This window comes from Embleya sp. NPDC127516, from assembly GCF_044765325.1.
Classification (GTDB): domain Bacteria; phylum Actinomycetota; class Actinomycetes; order Streptomycetales; family Streptomycetaceae; genus Embleya.
In genome coordinates, this window is the sequence record NZ_JBIWJT010000003.1 from 498,342 (window position 1) to 518,629 (window position 20,288).

Here is a 20,288-nt window from a genome sequence, read left to right on the forward strand (position 1 = left end):
ACCTGGTGTAAACCGTGATGCGCAGTCGGTGATCGAGGCCGTCGGGTCACCCGTGACCACCCCTGACGTAACCACGGGTAATCTCGAAGAACAAGGCTGCACCCTGCACGCATTTGCGGACACGCACGTGTAACCGCGTACGGACGAGGAAGAGCGAGAACCGGGAACCGTGGACAACATCAGCACGCACCGCCCCAGCACGGCCAACCCCCGGCGCACCCAGTTGGACGTGGTGCTGCCCCACCAGCGGGTGGCCGAGGCAGGCGTCGAGCAGTCGGTCATCGCCGAGGTGCGGACCGCGAACCCCAGGCGCACCAACCTGATGGACACCCCGGCCTGACCCCGTCGGACCGCACGCCGAGGCGGCCCGGGCCCGCGTAGCCTTGGGCACGTCTCGTTCGTGACTCTCCGGCAAGGGTGACCCATCTTGCGCATCGCCAGGTTCTCCACCGACGACTCCGTCTCCTTCGGGGTGGTGACCGGCGACGCCGACCAACCCGAGTCGCTGGTGGTGCACGCCCTCGCCGGCCACCCGTTCGGCGAACTGCGACCCACCGGTGCGCAACACGCGCTGTCCTCGGTCCGCCTGCTCGCGCCCGTACTGCCGAGCAAGGTCGTCGCGATCGGCCGGAACTACGCCGCGCACGCCGCCGAGATGGGCTCCGCCGTGCCCGAGGCGCCGATCACCTTCCTCAAGCCGTCCACGTCGGTGATCGGGCACGGCGACGGGATCGCCTACCCGCAGATCTCCGACGATGTGCACCACGAGGCCGAACTGGCCGTGGTGATCGGTCGGATGTGCCGGGACGTGCCGGCCGAGCGGGTGGCCGAGGTGATCTTCGGCTTCACCTGCGCCAACGACGTGACCGCGCGCGACCTGCAACGGGCCGAGGGCCAGTGGGGTCGGGCCAAGGGCATGGACACCTTCTGCCCGCTGGGCCCGTGGGTGGAGACCGACATCACCCTCGACCAGGTCTCCGAAGGCGAGGGCCTGACCGTGGCGTGCACCGTCAACGGCGAGGTGCGTCAGGCCGGCGGCACCGGGCAGATGATCCGTACCGTCACCGAGTTGATCGTGCACGTGACCCAGGCGATGACGCTGCTGCCCGGCGACGTGTTGCTCACCGGCACGCCGGCGGGGGTCGGTCCGCTGCACGTGGGCGACCGGGTCTCGGTCACCGTGGGTGGCGTCGGCACCCTCACGAACACGGTGATCAAACGCGGATGACTCGTCGCGCGCGGCCGATCACGGGCGGGACACCCGGACTTGTGGTGGTTCGAACGAGGGTCCGGTAACCCGTTTTGGTCACGCGCGCCTCATCGGGTAAAGTTCTTCTCGTGCCGCCCCGCAAGGGAGCGGCACGGAGCGAAGTCCTCGCAAAAGCCCCCGGGTAACGCGAAGGACGGAGCATTGGGGTATGGGGTAATTGGCAGCCCGACGGTTTCTGGTTCCGTTAGTCTAGGTTCGAGTCCTGGTACCCCAGCTGCATCGTCCGTCTTCGGGCGATGTCGCTGGAAGAAGTTCATGATTGATGATCTGGCCCCGTTGTGTAGTGGCCTAGCACGTCGCCCTCTCAAGGCGGTAGCGCGGGTTCGAATCCCGTCGGGGCTACCAGATCAGCCGTTCGCGGCTTCCACGGCACCGAGCAACACCAGTGGTACGAGGCCCCGTTGTGTAGTGGCCTAGCACGCCGCCCTCTCAAGGCGGTAGCGCGGGTTCGAATCCCGTCGGGGCTACCTCGAAGAAGAAGACCTCTCGCAATCGCGGGAGGTCTTCTTCGTTGTGCGGCTTCGTCGTTGGTGCGGCTTCGCGCTTCGGGGCGCCGTTCGCCGGGGGCGGCCGGCTCCGCTTCGAGGCGCGACATGGGGCGTGATTCCCCGGACGCCCGTCGGCGCCCGGGGAGCGGGGCGGTCAGACCTCCACCTGTGCCCGACGCAGCGCGTCGGACAACTTGGCGGCGGCCTCCATGACGGCCTGCGCGTGCAGGCGGCCCGGATGCCGGGTCAGCCGCTCGATCGGGCCGGAGACGGACACGGCGGCCACCACGCGGTTGCTCGGGCCGCGCACGGCGGCGGAGACGGACGCGACGCCGGGTTCACGTTCGCCGATGCTCTGCGCCCAACCGCGGCGCCGCACGCCGGAGAGTGTGGTCGCGGTGAACCGCGCACCCTGCAGGCCGCGGTGCAGCCGCTCGGGCTCCTCCCACGCGAGCAGGCACTGCGCGGCCGACCCGGCCTTCATCGGCAGCGTGCTGCCCACCGGGACGGTGTCGCGCAGGCCGGAGAGCCGCTCGGCCGCGGCCACGCACACGCGCATGTCGCCCTGGCGTCGGTAGAGCTGCGCGCTCTCGCCGGTGATGTCGCGCATGTGCGCGAGCACCGGGTGCGCGGCGGCCAGCAGGCGGTCCTCGCCGGCCGCGGCGGCCAGCTCGGCCAGCCGCGGGCCGAGCACGAAGCGCCCCTGCATGTCGCGCGCGACCAGACGGTGGTGTTCCAGGGCCACCGCGAGTCGATGTGCGGTGGGCCGGGCAAGACCGGTTATGGCGACGAGTCCCGCGAGCGTGGCAGGACCGGCTTCGAGCGCGGCCAGCACGACAGCGGCCTTGTCGAGAACGCCGACTCCGCTAGAATTGTCCATGCCTTGATATTGCCGTCTCGGATTACGAGACGCAAGTCCGCGACCGAGGCCGGTGCCGGCACAGTGGCGCAACGCGCCGAACCCGAGCACCGGGGCAACAGCCGGGAGCCGTCGGGACGCGGGCACGCGTCAGGGCGTCGACCGCGGATACGGAATCAGCCGCACCCGCGCGACAGAAGACACACAGCGCCGGCAATGGCGCCGGCCGGAGGGACAGCGATGGGACGGACACTCGCGGAGAAGGTCTGGGACGCACACGTGGTGCGCCGCGCGGAGGGCGAGCCGGACCTGCTCTACATCGACCTGCACCTGCTGCACGAGGTGACCAGTCCGCAGGCGTTCGACGGTCTGCGCCAGGCCGGTCGGCCGGTCCGGCGCACCGATCTGACGATCGCGACCGAGGACCACAACACGCCGACGCTCGACGTCGACAAACCCATCGCGGACCCGGTCTCGCGCGCCCAGATCGAGACGCTGCGCAAGAACGCCGCCGAGTTCGGGGTGCGGATCCACTCGCTGGGCGACGTCGAACAGGGCATCGTGCACGTGGTCGGCCCGCAGCTCGGTCTGACCCAGCCGGGCATGACCGTGGTCTGCGGCGACAGCCACACCGCCACCCACGGCGCCTTCGGCGCACTGGCGTTCGGCATCGGCACCAGCCAGGTCGAGCACGTGCTGGCGACCCAGACGCTGCCGATGGCGCCGTTCAAGACGATGGCGGTCACCGTCGAGGGCGACCTGCCCGAGGGGGTCGGCGCCAAGGACCTGATCCTCGCGGTGATCGCGCGGATCGGCACCGGCGGCGGTCAGGGCTACGTCATCGAGTACCGCGGTCAGGCGATCCGGAACCTCTCGATGGAGGGCCGGATGACCGTGTGCAACATGTCGATCGAGGCCGGCGCCCGGGCCGGGATGATCGCCCCGGACGAGACCACGTTCGAGTATCTGAACGGTCGCCCGCACGCGCCGCAGGGTGCCGACTGGGACACCGCGCTGGCGTATTGGAAGAGCCTGGCGACCGAGGCGGACGCGGTGTTCGACAAGGAGGTCGTCATCGACGCGGCCGAACTGTCGCCGTTCGTCACGTGGGGGACCAACCCCGGTCAGGGTGCGCCGCTGGCCGACTCGGTGCCGGACCCGGTTGCGATCGAGGACCCGGTCGAGCGCGCGGCGGCCGAAAAGGCCATCGCGTACATGGGCCTGACGGCGGGCCAGAAACTGCGTGAGATCGCGGTGGACACGGTCTTCGTCGGCTCGTGCACCAACGGTCGGATCGAGGACCTGCGCGAGGTGGCCGGCATCATCAAGGGCCGCAAGGTCGCCGACGGCGTGCGGATGCTGGTCGTTCCCGGTTCGGTGCGGGTCTCGCTCCAGGCCGTGTCCGAGGGCCTGGACAAGGTGTTCACCGAGTTCGGCGCCGAGTGGCGCTACGCGGGCTGCTCGATGTGCCTGGGCATGAACCCCGACCAACTCGCCCCCGGCGAGCGCAGCGCGTCCACGTCCAACCGCAACTTCGAGGGGCGGCAGGGCAAGGGCGGCCGCACCCACCTGGTCTCGCCGCAGGTCGCGGCCGCGACCGCGGTGCTGGGCCACCTGGCCGCACCCGCCGACCTGAACACCGCAGGAGTCTGAGCGATGGAAGCCTTCACCACCCACACCGGAACGGCCGTCCCGCTGCGCGAGAGCAACGTGGACACCGACCAGATCATCCCCGCGCACTGGCTCAAGAAGGTCACCCGCGACGGCTTCGAGGACGGACTGTTCGAAGCCTGGCGCAAGAACCCGGAGTTCGTGCTGAACCGGCCGGAGCGGGCCGGCGCCACGGTCCTGGTGGCCGGTCCCGACTTCGGCACCGGGTCCTCGCGTGAGCACGCGGTGTGGGCCCTGCAGAACTACGGGTTCCGCGCCGTCATCTCGGCCCGCTTCGCGGACATCTTCCGCGGCAACTCGCAAAAGGGCGGTTTGTTGACCGTCGTGCTGCCGCAGGAGACGGTCGAACGCCTGTGGGCGTTGACCGAGGCCGATCCCACCGCCGAGATCACCGTTGATCTGGTGGGCCGTCAGGTCCGCGCGGGCGAGCTCGTCGCGGACTTCGAGATCGACGACTACACGCGCTGGCGGCTGCTGGAAGGGCTGGACGACATCGGTCTGACCCTGCGTCACGAGGAGGACATCACCTCGTTCGAGGAGGACCGGCCGAGTTGGCTGCCGCGCACCCAACCGGTGGGCTGATTACGAACTACCTTGCAGTGCAAGGGAATTCGCGAGGATTGAACGGCGGGACGCGATCGCGTCCCGCCGTTCGCATGTTCGGCGTTCGCCCCAATGGGCGCCCCGTTGTGCCCATAGCCGGATGAGCTGTCACAATTGCGGTGTGGAGCACCAAGGCCGACACGTGAACGAGTTCGAAGAAGTGGAACTCTTCGCCGAACTGGCCACCCGGTTGAAGGTCGCCCACGCCCGGGTGCGTAGGCTCCGACTACCGAACGAGGCTAAAGTGGCGCTAATACGCCGCTTGTTGGTCATCACCGACGCGGCAAAGCATGATTTGGCGGACGCCTCGCGGCGACTGACCAAGCTCATGGACGAGTTGGACGCGGGGCCCGCGAGTTCGCGGGACACCGCCGAAGCCTGAATCCGTTGCGACACAAGGGTGATTCGCCCGTTCGGTAATTGCTTCGGCACTTTTGGATGCTTAGCGTGCCCAATGCCGGCTGAACTGTCCCGGCATCGGTTTCCGAAGGGGAAGACGTGAACAAGGCGCAGCTCGTCGAGGCGGTCGCTGACCGACTGGGTGGCCGCAAGGCCGCCGCAGAGGCAGTCGATGCCGTCCTCGACACCATCGTTCGTGCGGTCACGGGAGGAGACCGGGTGTCCATCACGGGCTTCGGCTCGTTCGAGAAGGTGGACCGTCCGGCTCGATACGCCCGCAACCCGCAGACCGGTGAGCGGGTGCGCGTCAAGAAGACCTCGGTGCCGCGCTTCCGCGCGGGCCAGGGCTTCAAGGACTACACCAGCGGGACGAAGAAGCTCCCCAAGCCCAACGTGAAGAGCGCGGCCGCCAAGAGCAGCCCGACTCCGCGCGTGATCGCGACGGACGCCACGGCGCCCGCCGCGAAGGCGACGACCCGCAAGGCCACCACGGCGAAGAAGGCGCCGGCGAAGCCGGCCACCACGCGCGCCGCGGCGGTCAAGACCCCGGCCGCGACCACCCGCAAGACCGCGGCCACCGCCAAGACGACGGCGGTCGCCAAGCCCGCCGCCAAGAAGGCGACCAAGGCGCCCGCGACCAAGGCCGCGACTAAGCCGGCCGCGGCGAAGAAGGTCACGGCCAAGGCCGCGACCGGCACCGCCAAGGCCACCACCACCAAGGCCGTCAAGAGCACTCCGGCCGCAGCCGCGGCCAAGGCTCCGGCGACCAAGGCGAAGGCGACCAAGGCCGCGCCGAAGGCCGCGACCGCCAAGCCGGCCGCGGCCAAGCCCGCCGCCGCCGCGAAGGCGCCCGCGACCAAGAAGCCCGCTACCAAGCGCGCGGCCAAGAAGGCCTGACGCGGCGGACATCGGCGGCCGGCCGACGGCCGACGAGGACGACGGGCCGGAATCCCACTCGGGGTTCCGGCCCGTCGCCGTGCGTGCCGGCGTCCGGCGCGAGGGTCAGCGCAGCGGATCCGGCAACGTGTACAGCGTCACCAGCACAACCCGATCCCCCGTGGCGTCCATGGTCATCCGCACCCGCTGACCGGGGCGCAGGAACCGCATTCCGCCGGCATCGAACGCCGCCGCGTCGAAGGGCACGGGAGAGCCGTCGTCGAGCAGCACGACGCCCTCTCGCGAGTCGGTCTCGAAGGTGTACACGGTCCCCTGCATGACCCCATTCTCGCCTGTCCGTCACCCGTCACCCACCGCCGCCGCGAACGCACGCACCGCCGTCGATCCGACGCGGCGTCAGGAGGCGGCCGCACGCGGCAGAAACGGCACGGACGGGAGCAGCGCGGCGGTGGCCTCGCCGACGCCCAGCGTGATCGCGGTCCGCAGATCCTCGCCGGTGTCCACGTCCCGACGCACCGAATCCACGTCGTAGGGCGTGAGTTCGACCGCGCCCGAGGCCAGGTGCCGGGCCCGGGAGGGGCCGCCGAAGCCGGGCGCGAGCGGGACGCCGGCCGCGGCCGTGAGCAACGTGGTGCCCACACCCGCCGCGTCCGCCAGGAACGCCCGCGGCGCGCGCGTCGCGGCGGCCAGCACCCGATCCAACTCCCGGGTTCGCAACGCCGGAAGATCGGCGGACAGCGCGGCCACCCCGGTCCGTGGCCGGCGCTCGCCGGCCACCCGCGCCCCGTGCGCGAGCGCGGCGTTCAGGCCGCCGCCGACGTCGGCGACCACGTCCGCGCCCAGCGCGCGGATCGCCGCCGCGACCCGCGCGTCGTCGGTGACCACGAGCACGCCGTGCACGCGAGCGCAGGCCAGGGCCGCCCGAACGGTGTCCAGGGCGAAGGCGAGGGCGAGTTCGGGGCGATGGCCGGGACCGATCGTGCCGGCGAGGCGGCTCTTGGCGATCGACAGCGGTTTCACCGGCACCACGAGCCGCCACGAGCGTGTGCCGGAGGAGGCGGGACGCCCGTCGGCGGCGGGCAGGCGCCGGGCGGTGGAATCCGTCGCGGGGGACATCGGCAAGATCCTCGCATCCGTACCGTAAGCCCATATCCTCGTCGGTCGACGAGGACGTTTCTCGACAATGCGGAAGGCCCGGGGGAAACTGTGGGGTCCGCCGTACTGAATCGATGTTCCGCCAGAATCGATGTTCCGTGCTTCTCGCGGGGAACGTCGATGGTGTGAGGAGCGACACGGCGGCGGAAACATCGGGGCGGGACTTTCGCGTCGACACGCACGGATCTGAAACACATGAACGGGAGGAACGCCGGTGGCCCGCCGAAGGATCGGTTTCTGGTACCGCCTGGCGGTCGTGGTGATCAAGCCCCTGCTGTTGTTGTTCACGAAACGTGACTGGCGGGGCACCGAGAACATCCCGACGTCGGGCGGGTTCGTCACGGCGGTGAACCACATCTCCTATGTCGACCCGCTGACCTACGCGCACTATCAGTACGACAGCGGCCGAGTGCCGCGTTTCCTGGCCAAATCCGGCCTGTTCAAGATCCCGTTCGTCGGTCGGGTGCTGGCCGGCGCCGGCCAGATCCCGGTGTACCGGGACTCCGCCGACGCCGCGCTCGCGTTCCGCGCGGCCGTGGAGGCGGTCGAGAAGGGCGAGTGCGTCGCGGTCTACCCGGAGGGCACGATCACCCGGGACAAGGAACTGTGGCCGATGCCGGGCAAGACCGGCGCGGCGCGGATCGCGCTGACCACCGGCGCCCCGGTGATCCCGGTGGCCCAGTGGGGCGCGCACGAGTTGTTGCCGCCGTACGGCAAGCGACCGCGTCTGCTGCCGCGCAAGACGATGCACGTGCTGGCCGGACCGCCGGTGGACCTGGACGAGTTCCGTGGGCGTGAGCTGACCGCGGACGTGTTGCGTGGAGCGACCGACCGGATCATGGAGGCGGTGACCGAACTGCTCGCCAAGCTCCGCGAGGAGCCCGCTCCGCCGAACGCCGGCGTCCGCAAGGCGTCCGGCCGCAAGGGCGAGGACGAGGGCGAGGCACAGGCCGGGATCGAGCCGATTCGAGAGGTTCCGGGCGGCACCGACCCGATCAGGTCCACCGCGCCGGAGCCGGCGCCCGCCGAGCCGCCGCGCACCGCGGCCGCCAGGGTCGAGGTCGGCAAAGTCGAGGTGCCCAGGGTCGAGGTCCCGACCGGGGCCGAGGCGGCGAAGACCGAGACCGACCGGCCCGCGGGCGAGCGCACCGGCACCGAGCACACCGAGGATGGCCGCGCATGACGCGCTGCGCGGTATTCGGCATGGGTTCCTGGGGGACCGCCTTCTCGATCGTGCTCGCCGAGGCGGGCTGCGACGTGGTGATGTGGGGTCGGCGCCCGGAAATGGCCGACGCGATCAACGCGCGGCACGAGAACGACGAGTATCTGCCCGGGATCGCGCTGCCGACCGGGATCCAGGCCACCACCGACCCGGCGAAGGCGGCCGAGGGCGCGGAGTTCGTGGTCTTCTCGGTGCCCTCCCAGACGCTGCGCGGCAACCTCACCGCGTGGGCGCCGCTGCTGCCCGACGACGCGATCCTGGTCAGCTTGATGAAGGGCGTCGAGTTGGGCACCGCGAACCGGATGAGCGAGGTGATCCGCGAGGTCACCGGCGTGTCCGAGGGCCGGATCGCGGTGGTCAGCGGGCCCAACCTGGCGATGGAGATCGCCCAGCGCCAGCCCGCCGCGAGCGTGGTGGCGTGTACCGACGAAGAGGTCGCCAGGCGGCTCCAGGAGGCCAGCCACACGCCCTACTTCCGCCCGTACACGAACACCGACGTGGTCGGCTGCGAACTCGGCGGCGCGGTCAAGAACGTGATCGCGCTCGCCGTGGGGATGGCGGACGGCATGGGCATGGGCGACAACACCAAGGCGACGCTGATCACCCGGGGACTGGCCGAGACTGCCCGGCTGGGTGCCGCGATGGGCGCCGACGCGCACACCTTCGCGGGCCTGGCGGGCCTCGGCGACCTGGTGGCCACCTGCACGTCACCGCTGTCGCGCAACCGCACCTTCGGCGAGAAGATCGGCCGGGGCACGCCGATCGAGGAGGCGGTGCGGGACAGCCGGCAGATCGCCGAGGGCTTCAAGTCCTGCGAGTCGGTGCAGACGCTCGCACGCCGGTACGGCGTCGAGATGCCGATCACCGACGTGGTGGTCTCGATCATGCACGGCGGCAAGCCCCCGTCGGTCGGCATGGCCCTGCTCTCGCGCTCCGCCAAGCCCGAACGCTACGAGTCGTAGCCCACCATCGCCTGTCGTGACGAACGTCGCCGGCCGGACCCGCGCTCTCCGGCCGGCCGGCGACGAGACGCGGCGGCGACGCGACACCGGCGACGCCACACGGGCAACACGACACGGGCAACACGACACGGGCAACACGACCCGGGCGACGTGACCCGGGCCGGTGATCCGCGGGCGACGCGACCAGGGCGGGGACGATGCGCGGCGGGGGCACGCCGGCGGCGCAACGCCGGGCGCCCGGCGGGCAATACCCCGTCCGAACGGCAAGCGGGATAGGGTCGTCCGACCATGAACGACGTTTCCGCCACCCCGCACCCCTCCTCGCGCCCCCGCGTCGCGGTCGTCTTCGGCGGCCGCAGCTCCGAACACGCGATCTCCTGCGTCACCGCCGGCAGCGTGCTGGCCGCGATCGACCGCTCCAAGTACGACGTGCTGCCGATCGGCATCGGCACCGACGGGCGCTGGCTGCTCGTCGACGACGACCCGGAACGGCTGGCGATCCGCGGCGACAGGTTGCCCTCGGTGGCCGACGTCGCGGAGTCCACCGCCGCCGTCGTACTCGCGGCCGACCCCACGGCACGCGAGATCACCGTGCTCGAACCCGGCGCGCTGCCCAAGCTGCTCGGCGAGGTCGACGTTATCTTCCCGCTCCTGCACGGCCCCTACGGCGAGGACGGCACGTTCCAGGGCTTTCTGGAACTGGCCCAGGTCCCCTACGTCGGGTCCGGCGTGTTCGCCAGCGCGGCGAGCATGGACAAGGAGTACATGAAGGCCCTGTTCGCCGGCTTCGGCCTGCCCTCCGGCCCGTACGCCACGGTCCGCCCCCGGGAATGGGAGCGCGATCCGGCCGCGGTGCGCGAGGCGGTGTCCTCGCTGGGCTTCCCGGTGTTCGTCAAGCCGGCCCGCGCGGGCTCCAGCATGGGCATCACCAAGGTGCACCGGATCCAGGACCTGGACGCGGCGATCGAGGAAGCCCGTCGGCACGATCCCAAGGTGATTGTCGAGGGCATGCTGACGGGCCGTGAGATCGAGTGCGGCGTCCTGGAGTTCGAGGACGGGCCGCGGGCGAGCCTGCCCGCGGAGGTCCGGGTCGGCGGCGACCACGAGTTCTACGACTTCGCCGCGAAGTACCTGCCGGACAACGGCACCGAACTGGACGTGCCCGCGGTGCTGACCAAGGAGCAGACCGCCGAGGTGCAGCGACTCGCGGTGGCCGCCTTCGAGGCGCTGTCCTGCGAGGGCCTGGCCCGGGTGGACTTCTTCCTGCTGGAGAACGGCCACTTCGTGATCAACGAGGTCAACACCATGCCGGGCTTCACACCGGTGTCGATGTACCCGAGCATGTGGCAGGCGACCGGCGTGGGCTACGCGGAGCTGGTCGACCGGCTGATCCAGGCCGCGCTGCGGCGGCCCAACGCGCTGCTGCGCTAGAACCCGTACGCACACCAGGGGCGGTCGACCTCCCGGCCGCCCCTCACGCGTTGCTCAGGTCCAGGGTGGCCGGCACCGTGCGGGCGACCGCGTCGGCGACGTCGACGAGCGGTGCGGCCGGCTCGGCGAACTTCTTCGGGACGGTCATCTCGACGTTGGCCCGCCGATAGACCGTGGTGAACCGCACCCCGTCGGCGTACCTCGCGAAGGCCCAGGTCACGCCGTTGACCTCGACCGAGTCGACCGGCTCGGAACCGGCCTTGGCCGGATCGACCACGCGCAGCGACGCGGGCAGGCCCACGCCGCAGCGCAACACGATGGCCGGATCGCCCCACGCGGCGGTCAGGGTGGACTCGGGAGAGATCTTCCGCGCCCCGGCGTCCATCACCTTCGCCGGAAGCGCGTCGTGCAGCGCTCGGCACGCGTCGGCCGCGGCCCCCGGCGGCGGGGTCGGCACGGCGACCTGCACCGGACCCGATCCGTCGCCGCCGCACCCCGCGGCCGTCAGCATGATGACCGGGAGCAGGCAGGCGATGAGTCGAGTAGGGCGCACGGCCTCGATCCTAGGTCGCGCCCGCGCCGGGTCGTTCGCGGGTGCTCACCCCAGGTTGACCACCGGACACGTCAGGGTGCGGGTGATGCCGTCGATGCGCTGCACCTCGGCGACCACCATGCGGCCCAACTGGTCGACGTCGGCGGCCTCGGCCCGCACGATCACGTCGTAGGGGCCCGTGACGTCGTCCGCCCGGGTCACCCCCGACAGCTCGGCGATGCGTCGGGCCACCGAAGCCGAACGGCCGACCTCGGTCTGGATCAGGATGTATGCCTGTACCACCACGGCCTCCCGGCGCGCAGGATGATGGGATCTTGACGTGATCCCCGCTGCTGCGACCATTGTCGGCCCGGCGGGGCATCGGCGACCACAGCGGGAGCCGACGGATCACGGCCGAACACGGTGGACACGGTGAACGAGGCGGATCAGGGCTGATGGGCATGGCAGGAGAGCGGCGATGAGCGGGACGCTTGGCGATCTCGGCGAGTTCGGCCTGATCGGGGCACTGGTCGCCCGCGTGCCCACGGGGCCGCACGTGTCCCTGGGACCGGGCGACGACGCCGCCGTGGTCGCCGCCGCCGACGGGCGCGTGGTGGCCACCATGGACCTGCTCGTCGAGGGTCGGCACTTTCGGCGGGACTGGTCCACCGCGTACGACGTGGGCCGCAAGGCCGCCGCGCAGAACCTGGCCGACGTCGCGGCGATGGGCGCGGTGCCCACGGCGCTGCTGATCGGCCTGTGCGGACCGCCGGACCTGCCCACCGGGTGGGCGCTGGAGCTGTACGACGGCCTGCGCGACGAGTGCGCGGTGGTCGGCGCGGGCGTGGCGGGCGGCGACGTGGTCGGCGGCGAGACCGTCACCGTCGCGGTGACCGCGCTGGGCGACCTCCAGGGCCGTGCTCCCGTGGTCCGCTCCGGCGCCCGGCCCGGCGACGTGCTCGCGGTCGCGGGCTGGCTGGGCTGGTCGGCCGCCGGGCTGGCGATACTGGGCCACGGGCACCGAGCGCCGCGCGCGTTCGTGGAGGCGCACCGCCGACCCGAGCCGCCCTACGACGCCGGCCCCGGCGCGGCGATACTCGGCGCGACCTCGATGATCGACGTCAGCGACGGCCTGCTCGCCGACATGGGCCACCTCTCGCGCGCCTCCGACGTGCGGATCGACATCCTCTCCGGCCGGCTGGACGTGCCCGCGCAGATGCGCGACGTGGCCCGCGCGCTGGGCGCCGACCCGCTGCACTGGGTGCTCACCGGCGGCGAGGACCACGCCCTGGTCGCCACCTTCCCGGCGGGCACCGCGCTGCCCGCGCGCTGGCGGGTGATCGGGCGGGTGCACGCCGGCCGCGGCGTCACCGTCGACGGCCGGGACCCGGGCCTGGCGGGCGGATGGGACCACTTCGGGCGTGGCCGATAGGCGCGCCCGCGGCGTGGATAGGCTGCCCGACATGGTGCAGACTCCTCCACGCGTGCTGACGGTGGCCGGCTCCGACTCCGGCGGTGGTGCCGGGATCCAGGCCGACCTCAAGACGATGCTGGCCCACGGCGTGCACGGGATGAGTGTGATCGCGGCGGTGACCGCGCAGAACTCGCTCGGCGTGCAGGGCTACTGGGAACTGCCGGAGGAGGCCGTCCGGGCGCAGTTCCGCAGCGTCGTGGACGACATCGGGGTCCAGGCGATCAAGACCGGCATGCTCGCGTCGCCGAACCTGGTGGCGGTGGTCGCGGCCCTGCTCGCCGAGGTGTCCGTGCCGGTGGTGGTCGACCCGGTGGCCTCTTCCAAGCACGGCGACACCCTGCTCGCGAACGAGGCGCTGGAGACGCTGCGCACCCGCCTGCTGCCGGTCGCCACGGTGGTCACGCCCAACCTGTACGAGGTCGAGCTGCTGACCGGCCACAAGGTGCGCGAACGGGCCGACATGCGCGGCGCGGCCGAGGCGGTGCTGGCGTTCGGTCCGCGCTGGGCCCTGGTCAAGGGCGGACACCTGGAGGGCGAGGCCGCCGACCTGCTCTTCGACGGCACCCACGAGCACTGGTTCACCAGCCCGCGCTACGACAACCGGCACACCCACGGCACCGGGTGCACGCTGGCGAGCGCGATCGCCTCGCGCCTGGCCGTCGGCGACACCGTGCCGGACGCGGTCGCCGCCGCCAAGGACTACGTCACCGGCGCGATCCGGGCGGGCTTCCCGCTGGGCGAGGGGATCGGGCCGGTCGACCACGCGTGGCGCCGGCGCGAGGAATTCTGAGCGGCGCACGAACACCGACACGAACGGGTCCGCGTCGACGGCGCGGACCCGTTCGTGTTCCGCCAAGCCGTCCCGGACAAGCCGAAGGGCCGATCCACCCTGGGGTGAACCGGCCCTTCGATGTCGAGCGATCGAGCAACTAGCGGGAAACCTTGCCCGCCTTGATGCAAGAGGTGCAGACATTGAGGCGCTTCGGCGTGGCACCAACCATCGCGCGCACCGTCTGGATGTTGGGGTTCCAGCGACGGGGCGTCCGGCGGTGAGAGTGCGAAATGCTGTTGCCGAAGCCCGGCCCCTTGCCGCAGACGTCGCAGTTGGCAGCCACGGGAACACTCCAAAGACGAATGGGAATTGCGTACGAACACGTGCCGGCGAATGCCGGACAACCGCAGAAGAGTAACCGACGAACCAGGCGATGCGCGAACCCGGGATGATCCGGGCATAGGCGATCAGCCGATCTCGTCATGCTTCCCGCCAAGCCTAACCCATCCGGGTGGGCCGCTTTACCGCTCCCCGTCTCGATAACGTGGCCGGCGGACGGGACGCGCACAACGGATTCGTACAGGAGGTGGGCGTGCAGGGCCTGCTGGGAGAGCTGGACGGTCCGGCGGTACGCCGCTGGGGCCGCGTCGCCCTGGAGCTGATGGGGCGAGCGCGCGAGGAGATCGACGCCCTCAACGTGTATCCCGTGCCCGACGGCGACACCGGCACGAACCTGTTCCTGACCCTGGAATCGGGGATCGCCGAGGTCGACGCGCTGTTCGGCCGCGACCTGCCCGAGCCCGACCTGCCGACCGCGTTCCGGGCACTGGCGCACGGCGCGTTGATGGGCGCGCGCGGCAATTCCGGGGTGATCCTCAGCCAACTCCTGCGCGGCATGGCCGAGCGACTGGAGGCCGAACAGGCCGGCGCGGTCGAGACCGGCCGCGAGGTGCCCGCCGGGCTGGCCATCGCGCACGCGCTGCGCACCGCCGCCGACGCCGCGTACGCCGCGGTGGCCCGGCCGGTCGAGGGGACCATGCTCACCGTGGCCCGGGCCGCCGCCGAAGCCGCGGCGGGCGCGGGCGGTGAGATCCGACCGGTGGTGCGCGCCGCCGCCACCGCCGCGCACGGCGCGCTCGCCCGTACGCCCGAGCAACTGGAGGTGCTGCGCCGGGCGGGTGTGGTGGACGCGGGCGGGCGCGGCCTGACCGTGCTCCTGGACGCGCTGCTCGCGGTGGTCACCGGCGAGCGCTCGGCGTACCGGATCCACCCGCACCAGGCGCAGATCCCGGTCCCGGTCCCGTTCGCCACGCCGGTCGGGTCGAACGAGGCGACCCAGGGGCCCGGGTTCGAGGTGATCTACCTGCTCGACGCGCCCGACGCCGCGCTGCCGGAGCTGCGCGAACGGCTCGCCGCGCTCGGCGACTCGCTCGTGGTGGTCGGCGGCGAGGGCCTGTGGAACGTGCACGTGCACGTGGACGACGCGGGCGCGGCGGTCGAGGCGGGCATCGCCGCCGGCCGGCCGCACCGGATCCGGATCACCCACCTCGAGCGCGGCCTGGCCGGCCTCTCGGCGCCCGAGCCCAGCCCCACGCGCGGGATCGTCGCCGTCGCCCAGGGCGACGGCCTGGCCACCCTGTTCGCGGACAACGGCGCGCACGTCGTGCAGGCCGGTCCGGGCCGGCGGCCGTCCACCGGCGTGCTCGTCGACGCGATCCTGCGGACCGAGGCGCGCGAGGTGGTGCTGCTGCCCAATGACGCGGACTGCCACGCGGTGGCCGGGGTGGCCGCCCAACAGGCACAGGCGCACGGCGTCCGGGTGCAGGTGATCCCGACCAAGGCCGCCGTCCAGGGCCTGGCCGCGCTGGCCGTGCACGAGCCCGGCCGGCGCTTCGACCAGGACATCGTCGGGATGACCTCGGCGGCGGGCGCCACCCGCTACGGCGCGCTCACGGTCGCCGTCCGCGAGTCGTGGACGATGGCCGGCGTGTGCCAGGCGGGGGACGTGCTCGGCGTGATCGAGGGCGACATCGCGGTGATCGGCCACGACCAGCGCGAGACCGGCACCGTGGTGGTGGACCGCATGCTCGCGGGCGGCGGTGAGCTGGTCACCCTGGTCACCGGCAGCGCCTGCCCGCCGGGCCTGGCCGCCTCGATCGAGCGACACCTGCGGGCCACCCGACTCGGGGTGGACGTGATGGTCTACGAGGGCGGCCAGGAGGTGTACCCGCTGCTCATCGGGGTCGAGTAGCGATCGGTCCGGCGGTTGGAACGGCCCGATGACACCCTCGACCAGTACCGTTGGGCGGCATGTCGCGCCTTGACGAACCGCTGAAGAAACTCGTCGGCGACCGCACGGCGACGGTGCTGGCCAAGTCCCTCAAGCTGGACACCGTCGGAGATCTGCTGCGCCACTACCCCCGGCGTTACGCGGAGCGCGGGCGCCTGACCGACCTCTCCCGCCTGGAGCCCGAGGAACACGTCACCGTGATGGCGGAGATCGCCAAGGTGAACAAGCGCCAGTTCCGCAATCGGCGCGGCAACCTCCTGGAGGTCGAGGTCACCGACGGGCGCGGCAAGCTCACCCTGATCTTCTTCAACCAGGCATGGCGCGAGGAGGAGCTGCGCCCGGGTCGGCGCGGCCTGTTCGCGGGCAAGGTCGGGCGGTTCAACAACGTGATCCAGCTCAGCCAGCCCGACTACCAGCTGATCGGCGAGGACGATCAGGACGGTGTGGCGAACCTGTTCGCGGGCGCGCTGATCCCGGTCTATCCGGCCGCCGCCAACATGCCGTCCTGGAAGATCGCGCAGTGCGTCGGCATGGCGCTGGACACACTCGGCGAGGTCGGCGACCCGCTGCCCGCCGAGATGCGCGAGCGGCGCGGCATGCCGGGACTGGCCGAGGCGCTCGGGCACGTGCACCGGCCGAACTCCTGGGACGAGGTGAACTCGGCCAAGGACCGCCTCAAGTGGGATGAGGCGTTCGTCCTCCAGATCGCCCTGGCCCGCCGCCGCCGGGACGCCAGGGCCCAGTCCGCGGTGGCCCGCCCGCGCCGCGCGAACGGCATCCTGGACGCCTTCGACGCCCGCCTCCCCTTCGAACTCACCGACGGCCAGAAGGAGGTCTGCGCCGAGATCGAGACCGACCTGGCCACCGAACACCCGATGCACCGCCTCCTCCAGGGCGAGGTCGGCGCCGGCAAGACCCTGGTCGCGCTGCGGGGCATGTTGACCGTGGTGGACGCGGGCGGGCAGACCGCGTTGTTGGCGCCCACCGAGGTGCTCGCGCAGCAGCACTATCGCTCGATCGTGGAGATGCTCGGGCCGCTGGCCGAGGGTGCCGGGATGCTCGGCGGGTCGGAGATCGGCACCAAGGTCACCCTGCTCACCGGTTCGATGGGGGTGCCCGCGCGCCGCGCCGCGCTCCTGGACCTGGTCACCGGCGAGGCCGGGATCGCGATCGGCACGCACGCGCTGATCGAGGACAAGGTGGAGTTCCACGACCTGGGCCTGGTCGTGGTCGACGAGCAGCACCGCTTCGGTGTCGAACAGCGCGACGCGCTGCGCGGCAAGGGCAAGCGCCCGCCGCACCTGCTGGTGATGACCGCGACGCCGATTCCGCGCACGGTGGCGATGACCGTCTTCGGCGACCTGGAGACCTCGATCCTGGCCCAGCTCCCGTCCGGCCGATCGCCGATCGCCACGCACGTGGTCCCGGCCAAGGAGAAGCCGCACTTCCTGGACCGCGCCTGGCAGCGGGTGCGCGAGGAGGTGGAGAACGGCCACCAGGCGTATGTGGTGTGCCCGCGCATCGGCGACGAGGAGGACGACCCGAAGGCCAAGAAGAAGGCGAAGTCGAAGGCGAAGGCCGCCGCGCGGGACGAGGACCTGCCCGCCGAGGCCTACCTGGACGACCCCGAGGACATCGGCGCGGACGCCGCGGGCGGCGAGGAGCGGCGCCCGCCGCTGGCCGTGCTGGACGTCGCCGAGTCGCTGCGCGCCGGTCCGCTGGCCGGCCTGCGGATCGAGGTGCTGCACGGCCGGATGGCGCCGGACGACAAGGACGCCGTGATGCGCCGCTTCACCGCCGGCGAACTGGACGTGCTGGTGGCGACCACGGTGATCGAGGTCGGCGTCAACGTGCCCAACGCGACCGCGATGGTGATCATGGACGCCGACCGGTTCGGCGTCTCGCAACTGCACCAGCTGCGCGGCCGGGTCGGCCGGGGCAGCGCCCCCGGACTGACCCTGCTGGTCAGCGAGATGCCCGGCGGCACCTCCGCGCGCGAACGCCTGGACGCGGTGGCGGCCACCCTGGACGGCTTCGAACTCTCCCGGATCGACCTCGAGCAACGCCGCGAGGGCGATGTGCTCGGCGACGCGCAGTCCGGCTCGCGCTCCTCGTTGCGGATGCTGGAGGTGGTGCGGGACGAGGAACTGATCGTGGCCGCCCGCGAGGAGGCGAGCTCGATCGTGGCGAACGACCCGGATCTGATCGAGCACCACGACCTGCGCAGCGCGCTCGCCAGCATCCTGGACGACGAGCGCGCGGAATACCTCGACAAGGGCTGACCGCCCTCCCTCCGCTCCGACGCGCCCCCACCGGTCACCCGTTCGGAGCACGCGGAACACCCCGTCGGTTGGCTACCAATGGGGGCCATGGACGCACGCACGGGGGACGAGGGTTTCGACGCGCTCTTCTGCGGGTTGCTCCCTCGGTTGTATCGGCGGGCCGTGCTGCTCGCCGGCGAGGGCAGCGCCGAGGACGCGGTGCACGAGACGTACCTCAAACTGGCCCGCAGACCCGACCGCCTGCTCGGCCATCCCGAGCCCTACGCCTATGCCTTCCGGGCACTGGTGAGTGTCACCCGCGACATATGGCGCGTGCGCAGCCGCCAGGTCCTGCTGCCCGAACCGCCCGAGCCGGGGGAGCGGGCCCGGTCCGCCGCCGACCCGATCGCCCGGCGCGAGGCCGAGTGGGAGGCCGTGCGGATGCTCGGCTCGCTGCCCGCCAAGCAGGCCGCGGCGGTGCTCCTGGTCGACCTGGACGGATACACGATCGATCAGGCCGCCGAGATCCTCGGCGTGCACCGGGGGACGGTGTCCCGCTCGCGCGAGCGTGCCCTGACCCGGCTGCGCGCCGGCCTCGGCGGCCCCTCCGGCCGGTTCCGCCGCCGGGATCGACACGAAGGAGTCACCCGGTGAACCCCTCGCCTCCCGACCTCGACGACCCGGACGACGCGGTCCACGAACTGCGCACCCGACTGCGCGACGCGGAGGCCGCCTGTGTCGAACCGCCCGGCCTCGCGGTCCGAGTGCTGCGCCGGCCGGCCCCGCGGTCGAGATGGCGCGGCACCTTCGCGATCGCGCTCGCCGCCGTGCTCGTCCCGGCCGTGGTCGGGCTCGGTGCCTTCCTGGTCGGTCGGCACGACGCGAGCGACGCGCCCGCCCCCAGGCCGCCCGCGGCGCGCGCGGCGAGTGTGCAGAGCGAGGTCCACAACTCCGAGGTGCCGTGCCGGGCGCTGCGCACGCTCGAGTGTTCGATGGGCGTGTTCAAGGAGCCGAAGTTGTCCTCGCGCACGGCCGACCTCGCGGATCGGGTGTGGCACGGCGACCGACTGCTCCTGGTCTGCCTGCTCACGGACGGCCCGCGGGTCACCGACGAGACCGGCGTCGCCTCCCGGCACTGGTACCGGGTGGTGGTGCTGGGCACCAACGCCGAGGGCTGGCTGCCCGGCGTGCGCACCCGCAACGAGACCGAGGTACCGGACTGCGCGCGCTGACCGGAGAGCGCGACCGGGACTCCGGGGGACGGGGCAGTGCGATCGGCGCCGCCGCGTCGGCGCGGACACGTGGTCGGGGGACGGGACGATCTCCGTCCCCCGACCACGTGGGCTCATCGCATACCGGTCAGCAGTGGTACATGCCCGGCATCGGGTCCTGCGGCGTGAAGACGCGCTGCGCGGGCAGGAAGCCGTGCCCGCCGTCGTCGCCGTCGGTGTAGTACCAGATGTCGTTGCCGCCCGAGTGCGGGTCACCGGAGGTCCAGCAACTGAAGTAGCTGTAGGTGGTGTTCAGCCGGCTGACCACGGGTGCCCGGAAGTACGGCTCCGAGCGCAGGTCGCTCGCGCCGTTGGCGCAGTGCAGGGTGCCGTTGCTGTCGACGTAGCAGTTCGCGGCGGGGGTGTGCGGCGCGGCGGTCTCGGCGACCGCCGGGGCCATGCCGGTCGCGGCCAGCGCGGCGCCGGCGACGACCGTGGCGAGGAAGGTACGGAGCTTCATCGGATCTCCCGGGTCGGGTGGGAATCGGGTGGGAATCGGGTGGGGTCGGTGCCTGGACGGCGATCGGTGTCGCCGGTGCACGACGGTGGCGCCCCCGCCGTGCACACCCCTCATACGATCCAGTGGCTCCGTGTGTATGACACGTCGCACAAAGTGCACGGGCCCGGATTTCGTCCACCGCGACCAGTCGATAGCGTGGGCGCCATGCAGGACACGTACGCGCAGGCCGACCCGCCGGGCACCGGCGAGCCCCACCAGTACCCGCGAGGGC

At 71.9% G+C, this 20,288-nt stretch carries 22 protein-coding genes and 3 tRNA genes; 18 read left to right on the plus strand and 7 right to left on the minus strand.

From position 1 onward, the window contains the following. Nucleotides 1-169: 169 nt before the first annotated feature. From ACIRL2_RS07405 to ACIRL2_RS07425, 5 genes are all read left to right on the plus strand, one after another. A complete protein-coding gene (locus ACIRL2_RS07405; protein WP_395872587.1) occupies nucleotides 170-340 on the plus strand; it encodes a hypothetical protein in 171 nt (56 codons plus the stop codon). Between the two features lie 87 nt (nucleotides 341-427). After that, entirely contained in the window at nucleotides 428-1,228 is an 801-nt protein-coding gene (locus ACIRL2_RS07410) for a fumarylacetoacetate hydrolase family protein (protein WP_395872589.1), read from the plus strand. A 184-nt stretch (nucleotides 1,229-1,412) separates the two neighbouring features. Then, nucleotides 1,413-1,484: transfer RNA gene (locus ACIRL2_RS07415), tRNA-Gln, on the plus strand. A 55-nt stretch (nucleotides 1,485-1,539) separates the two neighbouring features. Next, a tRNA-Glu gene (locus ACIRL2_RS07420) sits at nucleotides 1,540-1,615 on the plus strand. Between the two features lie 49 nt (nucleotides 1,616-1,664). After that, nucleotides 1,665-1,737 (plus strand) — tRNA-Glu (locus ACIRL2_RS07425). A 175-nt stretch (nucleotides 1,738-1,912) separates the two neighbouring features. On the opposite strand, the gene ACIRL2_RS07430 is transcribed toward ACIRL2_RS07425, so the two are convergent. Next, nucleotides 1,913-2,638, minus strand: coding sequence for an IclR family transcriptional regulator (locus ACIRL2_RS07430; protein WP_026218813.1), 726 nt, complete (start codon nucleotides 2,636-2,638; stop codon nucleotides 1,913-1,915). 219 nt (nucleotides 2,639-2,857) lie between these two features. On the opposite strand from ACIRL2_RS07430, the gene leuC reads away from it, so the two are divergent. The 4 genes from leuC to ACIRL2_RS07450 all read left to right on the plus strand — a co-directional run bounded on the left by leuC (nucleotide 2,858) and on the right by ACIRL2_RS07450 (nucleotide 6,187). Then, nucleotides 2,858-4,270, plus strand: coding sequence for a 3-isopropylmalate dehydratase large subunit (leuC, locus tag ACIRL2_RS07435; protein ID WP_395872591.1), 1,413 nt, complete (start codon nucleotides 2,858-2,860; stop codon nucleotides 4,268-4,270). A 3-nt stretch (nucleotides 4,271-4,273) separates the two neighbouring features. Next, nucleotides 4,274-4,870, plus strand: coding sequence for a 3-isopropylmalate dehydratase small subunit (leuD, locus tag ACIRL2_RS07440; protein WP_402230761.1), 597 nt, complete (start codon nucleotides 4,274-4,276; stop codon nucleotides 4,868-4,870). 142 nt (nucleotides 4,871-5,012) lie between these two features. After that, on the plus strand, nucleotides 5,013-5,273 hold the full coding sequence (locus ACIRL2_RS07445) for a hypothetical protein (protein WP_379992908.1): 261 nt from the start codon (nucleotides 5,013-5,015) through the stop codon (nucleotides 5,271-5,273). 116 nt (nucleotides 5,274-5,389) lie between these two features. Next, nucleotides 5,390-6,187, plus strand: coding sequence for an HU family DNA-binding protein (locus tag ACIRL2_RS07450; RefSeq protein ID WP_395872595.1), 798 nt, complete (start codon nucleotides 5,390-5,392; stop codon nucleotides 6,185-6,187). Nucleotides 6,188-6,292: 105 nt separating this feature from the next. On the opposite strand, the gene ACIRL2_RS07455 is transcribed toward ACIRL2_RS07450, so the two are convergent. Next, nucleotides 6,293-6,505 (minus strand): hypothetical protein, encoded by a 213-nt coding sequence (locus ACIRL2_RS07455; RefSeq protein WP_360310697.1) that lies wholly within the window; start codon nucleotides 6,503-6,505, stop codon nucleotides 6,293-6,295. A gap of 78 nt (nucleotides 6,506-6,583) precedes the next feature. Next, nucleotides 6,584-7,303 carry a 2-phospho-L-lactate guanylyltransferase gene (gene cofC / locus ACIRL2_RS07460; RefSeq protein ID WP_402230765.1) on the minus strand — a complete coding sequence of 240 codons (720 nt, stop codon included), beginning with the start codon at nucleotides 7,301-7,303 and terminating at the stop codon, nucleotides 6,584-6,586. Nucleotides 7,304-7,556: 253 nt separating this feature from the next. Here cofC and ACIRL2_RS07465 point away from each other — a divergent pair, with 253 nt between their 5' ends. From ACIRL2_RS07465 to ACIRL2_RS07475, 3 genes are all read left to right on the plus strand, one after another. Continuing rightward, entirely contained in the window at nucleotides 7,557-8,525 is a 969-nt protein-coding gene (locus tag ACIRL2_RS07465) for a lysophospholipid acyltransferase family protein (protein ID WP_402230767.1), read from the plus strand. Next, nucleotides 8,522-9,526: an NAD(P)H-dependent glycerol-3-phosphate dehydrogenase gene (locus tag ACIRL2_RS07470; RefSeq protein WP_395872600.1), complete on the plus strand. Its 1,005-nt coding sequence runs from the start codon at nucleotides 8,522-8,524 to the stop codon at nucleotides 9,524-9,526. The genes ACIRL2_RS07465 and ACIRL2_RS07470 overlap by 4 nt, the downstream gene beginning before the upstream one ends. 288 nt (nucleotides 9,527-9,814) lie before the next feature. Beyond that, nucleotides 9,815-10,957: a D-alanine--D-alanine ligase family protein gene (locus ACIRL2_RS07475; RefSeq protein WP_395872602.1), complete on the plus strand. Its 1,143-nt coding sequence runs from the start codon at nucleotides 9,815-9,817 to the stop codon at nucleotides 10,955-10,957. 43 nt (nucleotides 10,958-11,000) lie between these two features. On the opposite strand, the gene ACIRL2_RS07480 is transcribed toward ACIRL2_RS07475, so the two are convergent. Beyond that, complete coding sequence (locus ACIRL2_RS07480; protein ID WP_395872604.1) at nucleotides 11,001-11,510, minus strand: DUF3515 domain-containing protein; 510 nt, start codon at nucleotides 11,508-11,510, stop codon at nucleotides 11,001-11,003. 45 nt (nucleotides 11,511-11,555) lie between these two features. Beyond that, a complete protein-coding gene (locus ACIRL2_RS07485; RefSeq protein ID WP_395872755.1) occupies nucleotides 11,556-11,792 on the minus strand; it encodes an Lrp/AsnC family transcriptional regulator in 237 nt (78 codons plus the stop codon). 175 nt (nucleotides 11,793-11,967) lie between these two features. On the opposite strand from ACIRL2_RS07485, the gene ACIRL2_RS07490 reads away from it, so the two are divergent. Together ACIRL2_RS07490 and thiD are read left to right on the plus strand one after the other, a co-directional pair. Then, complete coding sequence (locus ACIRL2_RS07490) at nucleotides 11,968-12,921, plus strand: thiamine-phosphate kinase (RefSeq protein ID WP_395872606.1); 954 nt, start codon at nucleotides 11,968-11,970, stop codon at nucleotides 12,919-12,921. A gap of 31 nt (nucleotides 12,922-12,952) precedes the next feature. Beyond that, nucleotides 12,953-13,753: a bifunctional hydroxymethylpyrimidine kinase/phosphomethylpyrimidine kinase gene (gene thiD, locus ACIRL2_RS07495; RefSeq protein WP_395872608.1), complete on the plus strand. Its 801-nt coding sequence runs from the start codon at nucleotides 12,953-12,955 to the stop codon at nucleotides 13,751-13,753. A gap of 139 nt (nucleotides 13,754-13,892) precedes the next feature. On the opposite strand, the gene rpmB is transcribed toward thiD, so the two are convergent. Next, entirely contained in the window at nucleotides 13,893-14,078 is a 186-nt protein-coding gene (gene rpmB / locus ACIRL2_RS07500; RefSeq protein ID WP_079026714.1) for a 50S ribosomal protein L28, read from the minus strand. 243 nt (nucleotides 14,079-14,321) lie between these two features. On the opposite strand from rpmB, the gene ACIRL2_RS07505 reads away from it, so the two are divergent. The 4 genes from ACIRL2_RS07505 (at nucleotide 14,322) to ACIRL2_RS07520 (ending at nucleotide 19,518) form a co-directional block, all read left to right on the plus strand. Beyond that, nucleotides 14,322-15,986 (plus strand): DAK2 domain-containing protein, encoded by a 1,665-nt coding sequence (locus ACIRL2_RS07505; protein WP_402230868.1) that lies wholly within the window; start codon nucleotides 14,322-14,324, stop codon nucleotides 15,984-15,986. 59 nt (nucleotides 15,987-16,045) lie between these two features. After that, nucleotides 16,046-18,307, plus strand: coding sequence for an ATP-dependent DNA helicase RecG (gene recG / locus ACIRL2_RS07510; RefSeq protein ID WP_402230774.1), 2,262 nt, complete (start codon nucleotides 16,046-16,048; stop codon nucleotides 18,305-18,307). Between the two features lie 87 nt (nucleotides 18,308-18,394). Continuing rightward, on the plus strand, nucleotides 18,395-18,940 hold the full coding sequence (locus ACIRL2_RS07515) for an RNA polymerase sigma factor (protein WP_395872612.1): 546 nt from the start codon (nucleotides 18,395-18,397) through the stop codon (nucleotides 18,938-18,940). Continuing rightward, nucleotides 18,937-19,518 (plus strand): hypothetical protein, encoded by a 582-nt coding sequence (locus tag ACIRL2_RS07520; RefSeq protein WP_395872614.1) that lies wholly within the window; start codon nucleotides 18,937-18,939, stop codon nucleotides 19,516-19,518. The genes ACIRL2_RS07515 and ACIRL2_RS07520 overlap by 4 nt, the downstream gene beginning before the upstream one ends. 127 nt (nucleotides 19,519-19,645) lie before the next feature. Here ACIRL2_RS07520 and ACIRL2_RS07525 read toward each other — a convergent pair whose 3' ends face one another. Next, nucleotides 19,646-20,017: a hypothetical protein gene (locus ACIRL2_RS07525; protein ID WP_395872616.1), complete on the minus strand. Its 372-nt coding sequence runs from the start codon at nucleotides 20,015-20,017 to the stop codon at nucleotides 19,646-19,648. Nucleotides 20,018-20,288: the final 271 nt, after the last annotated feature.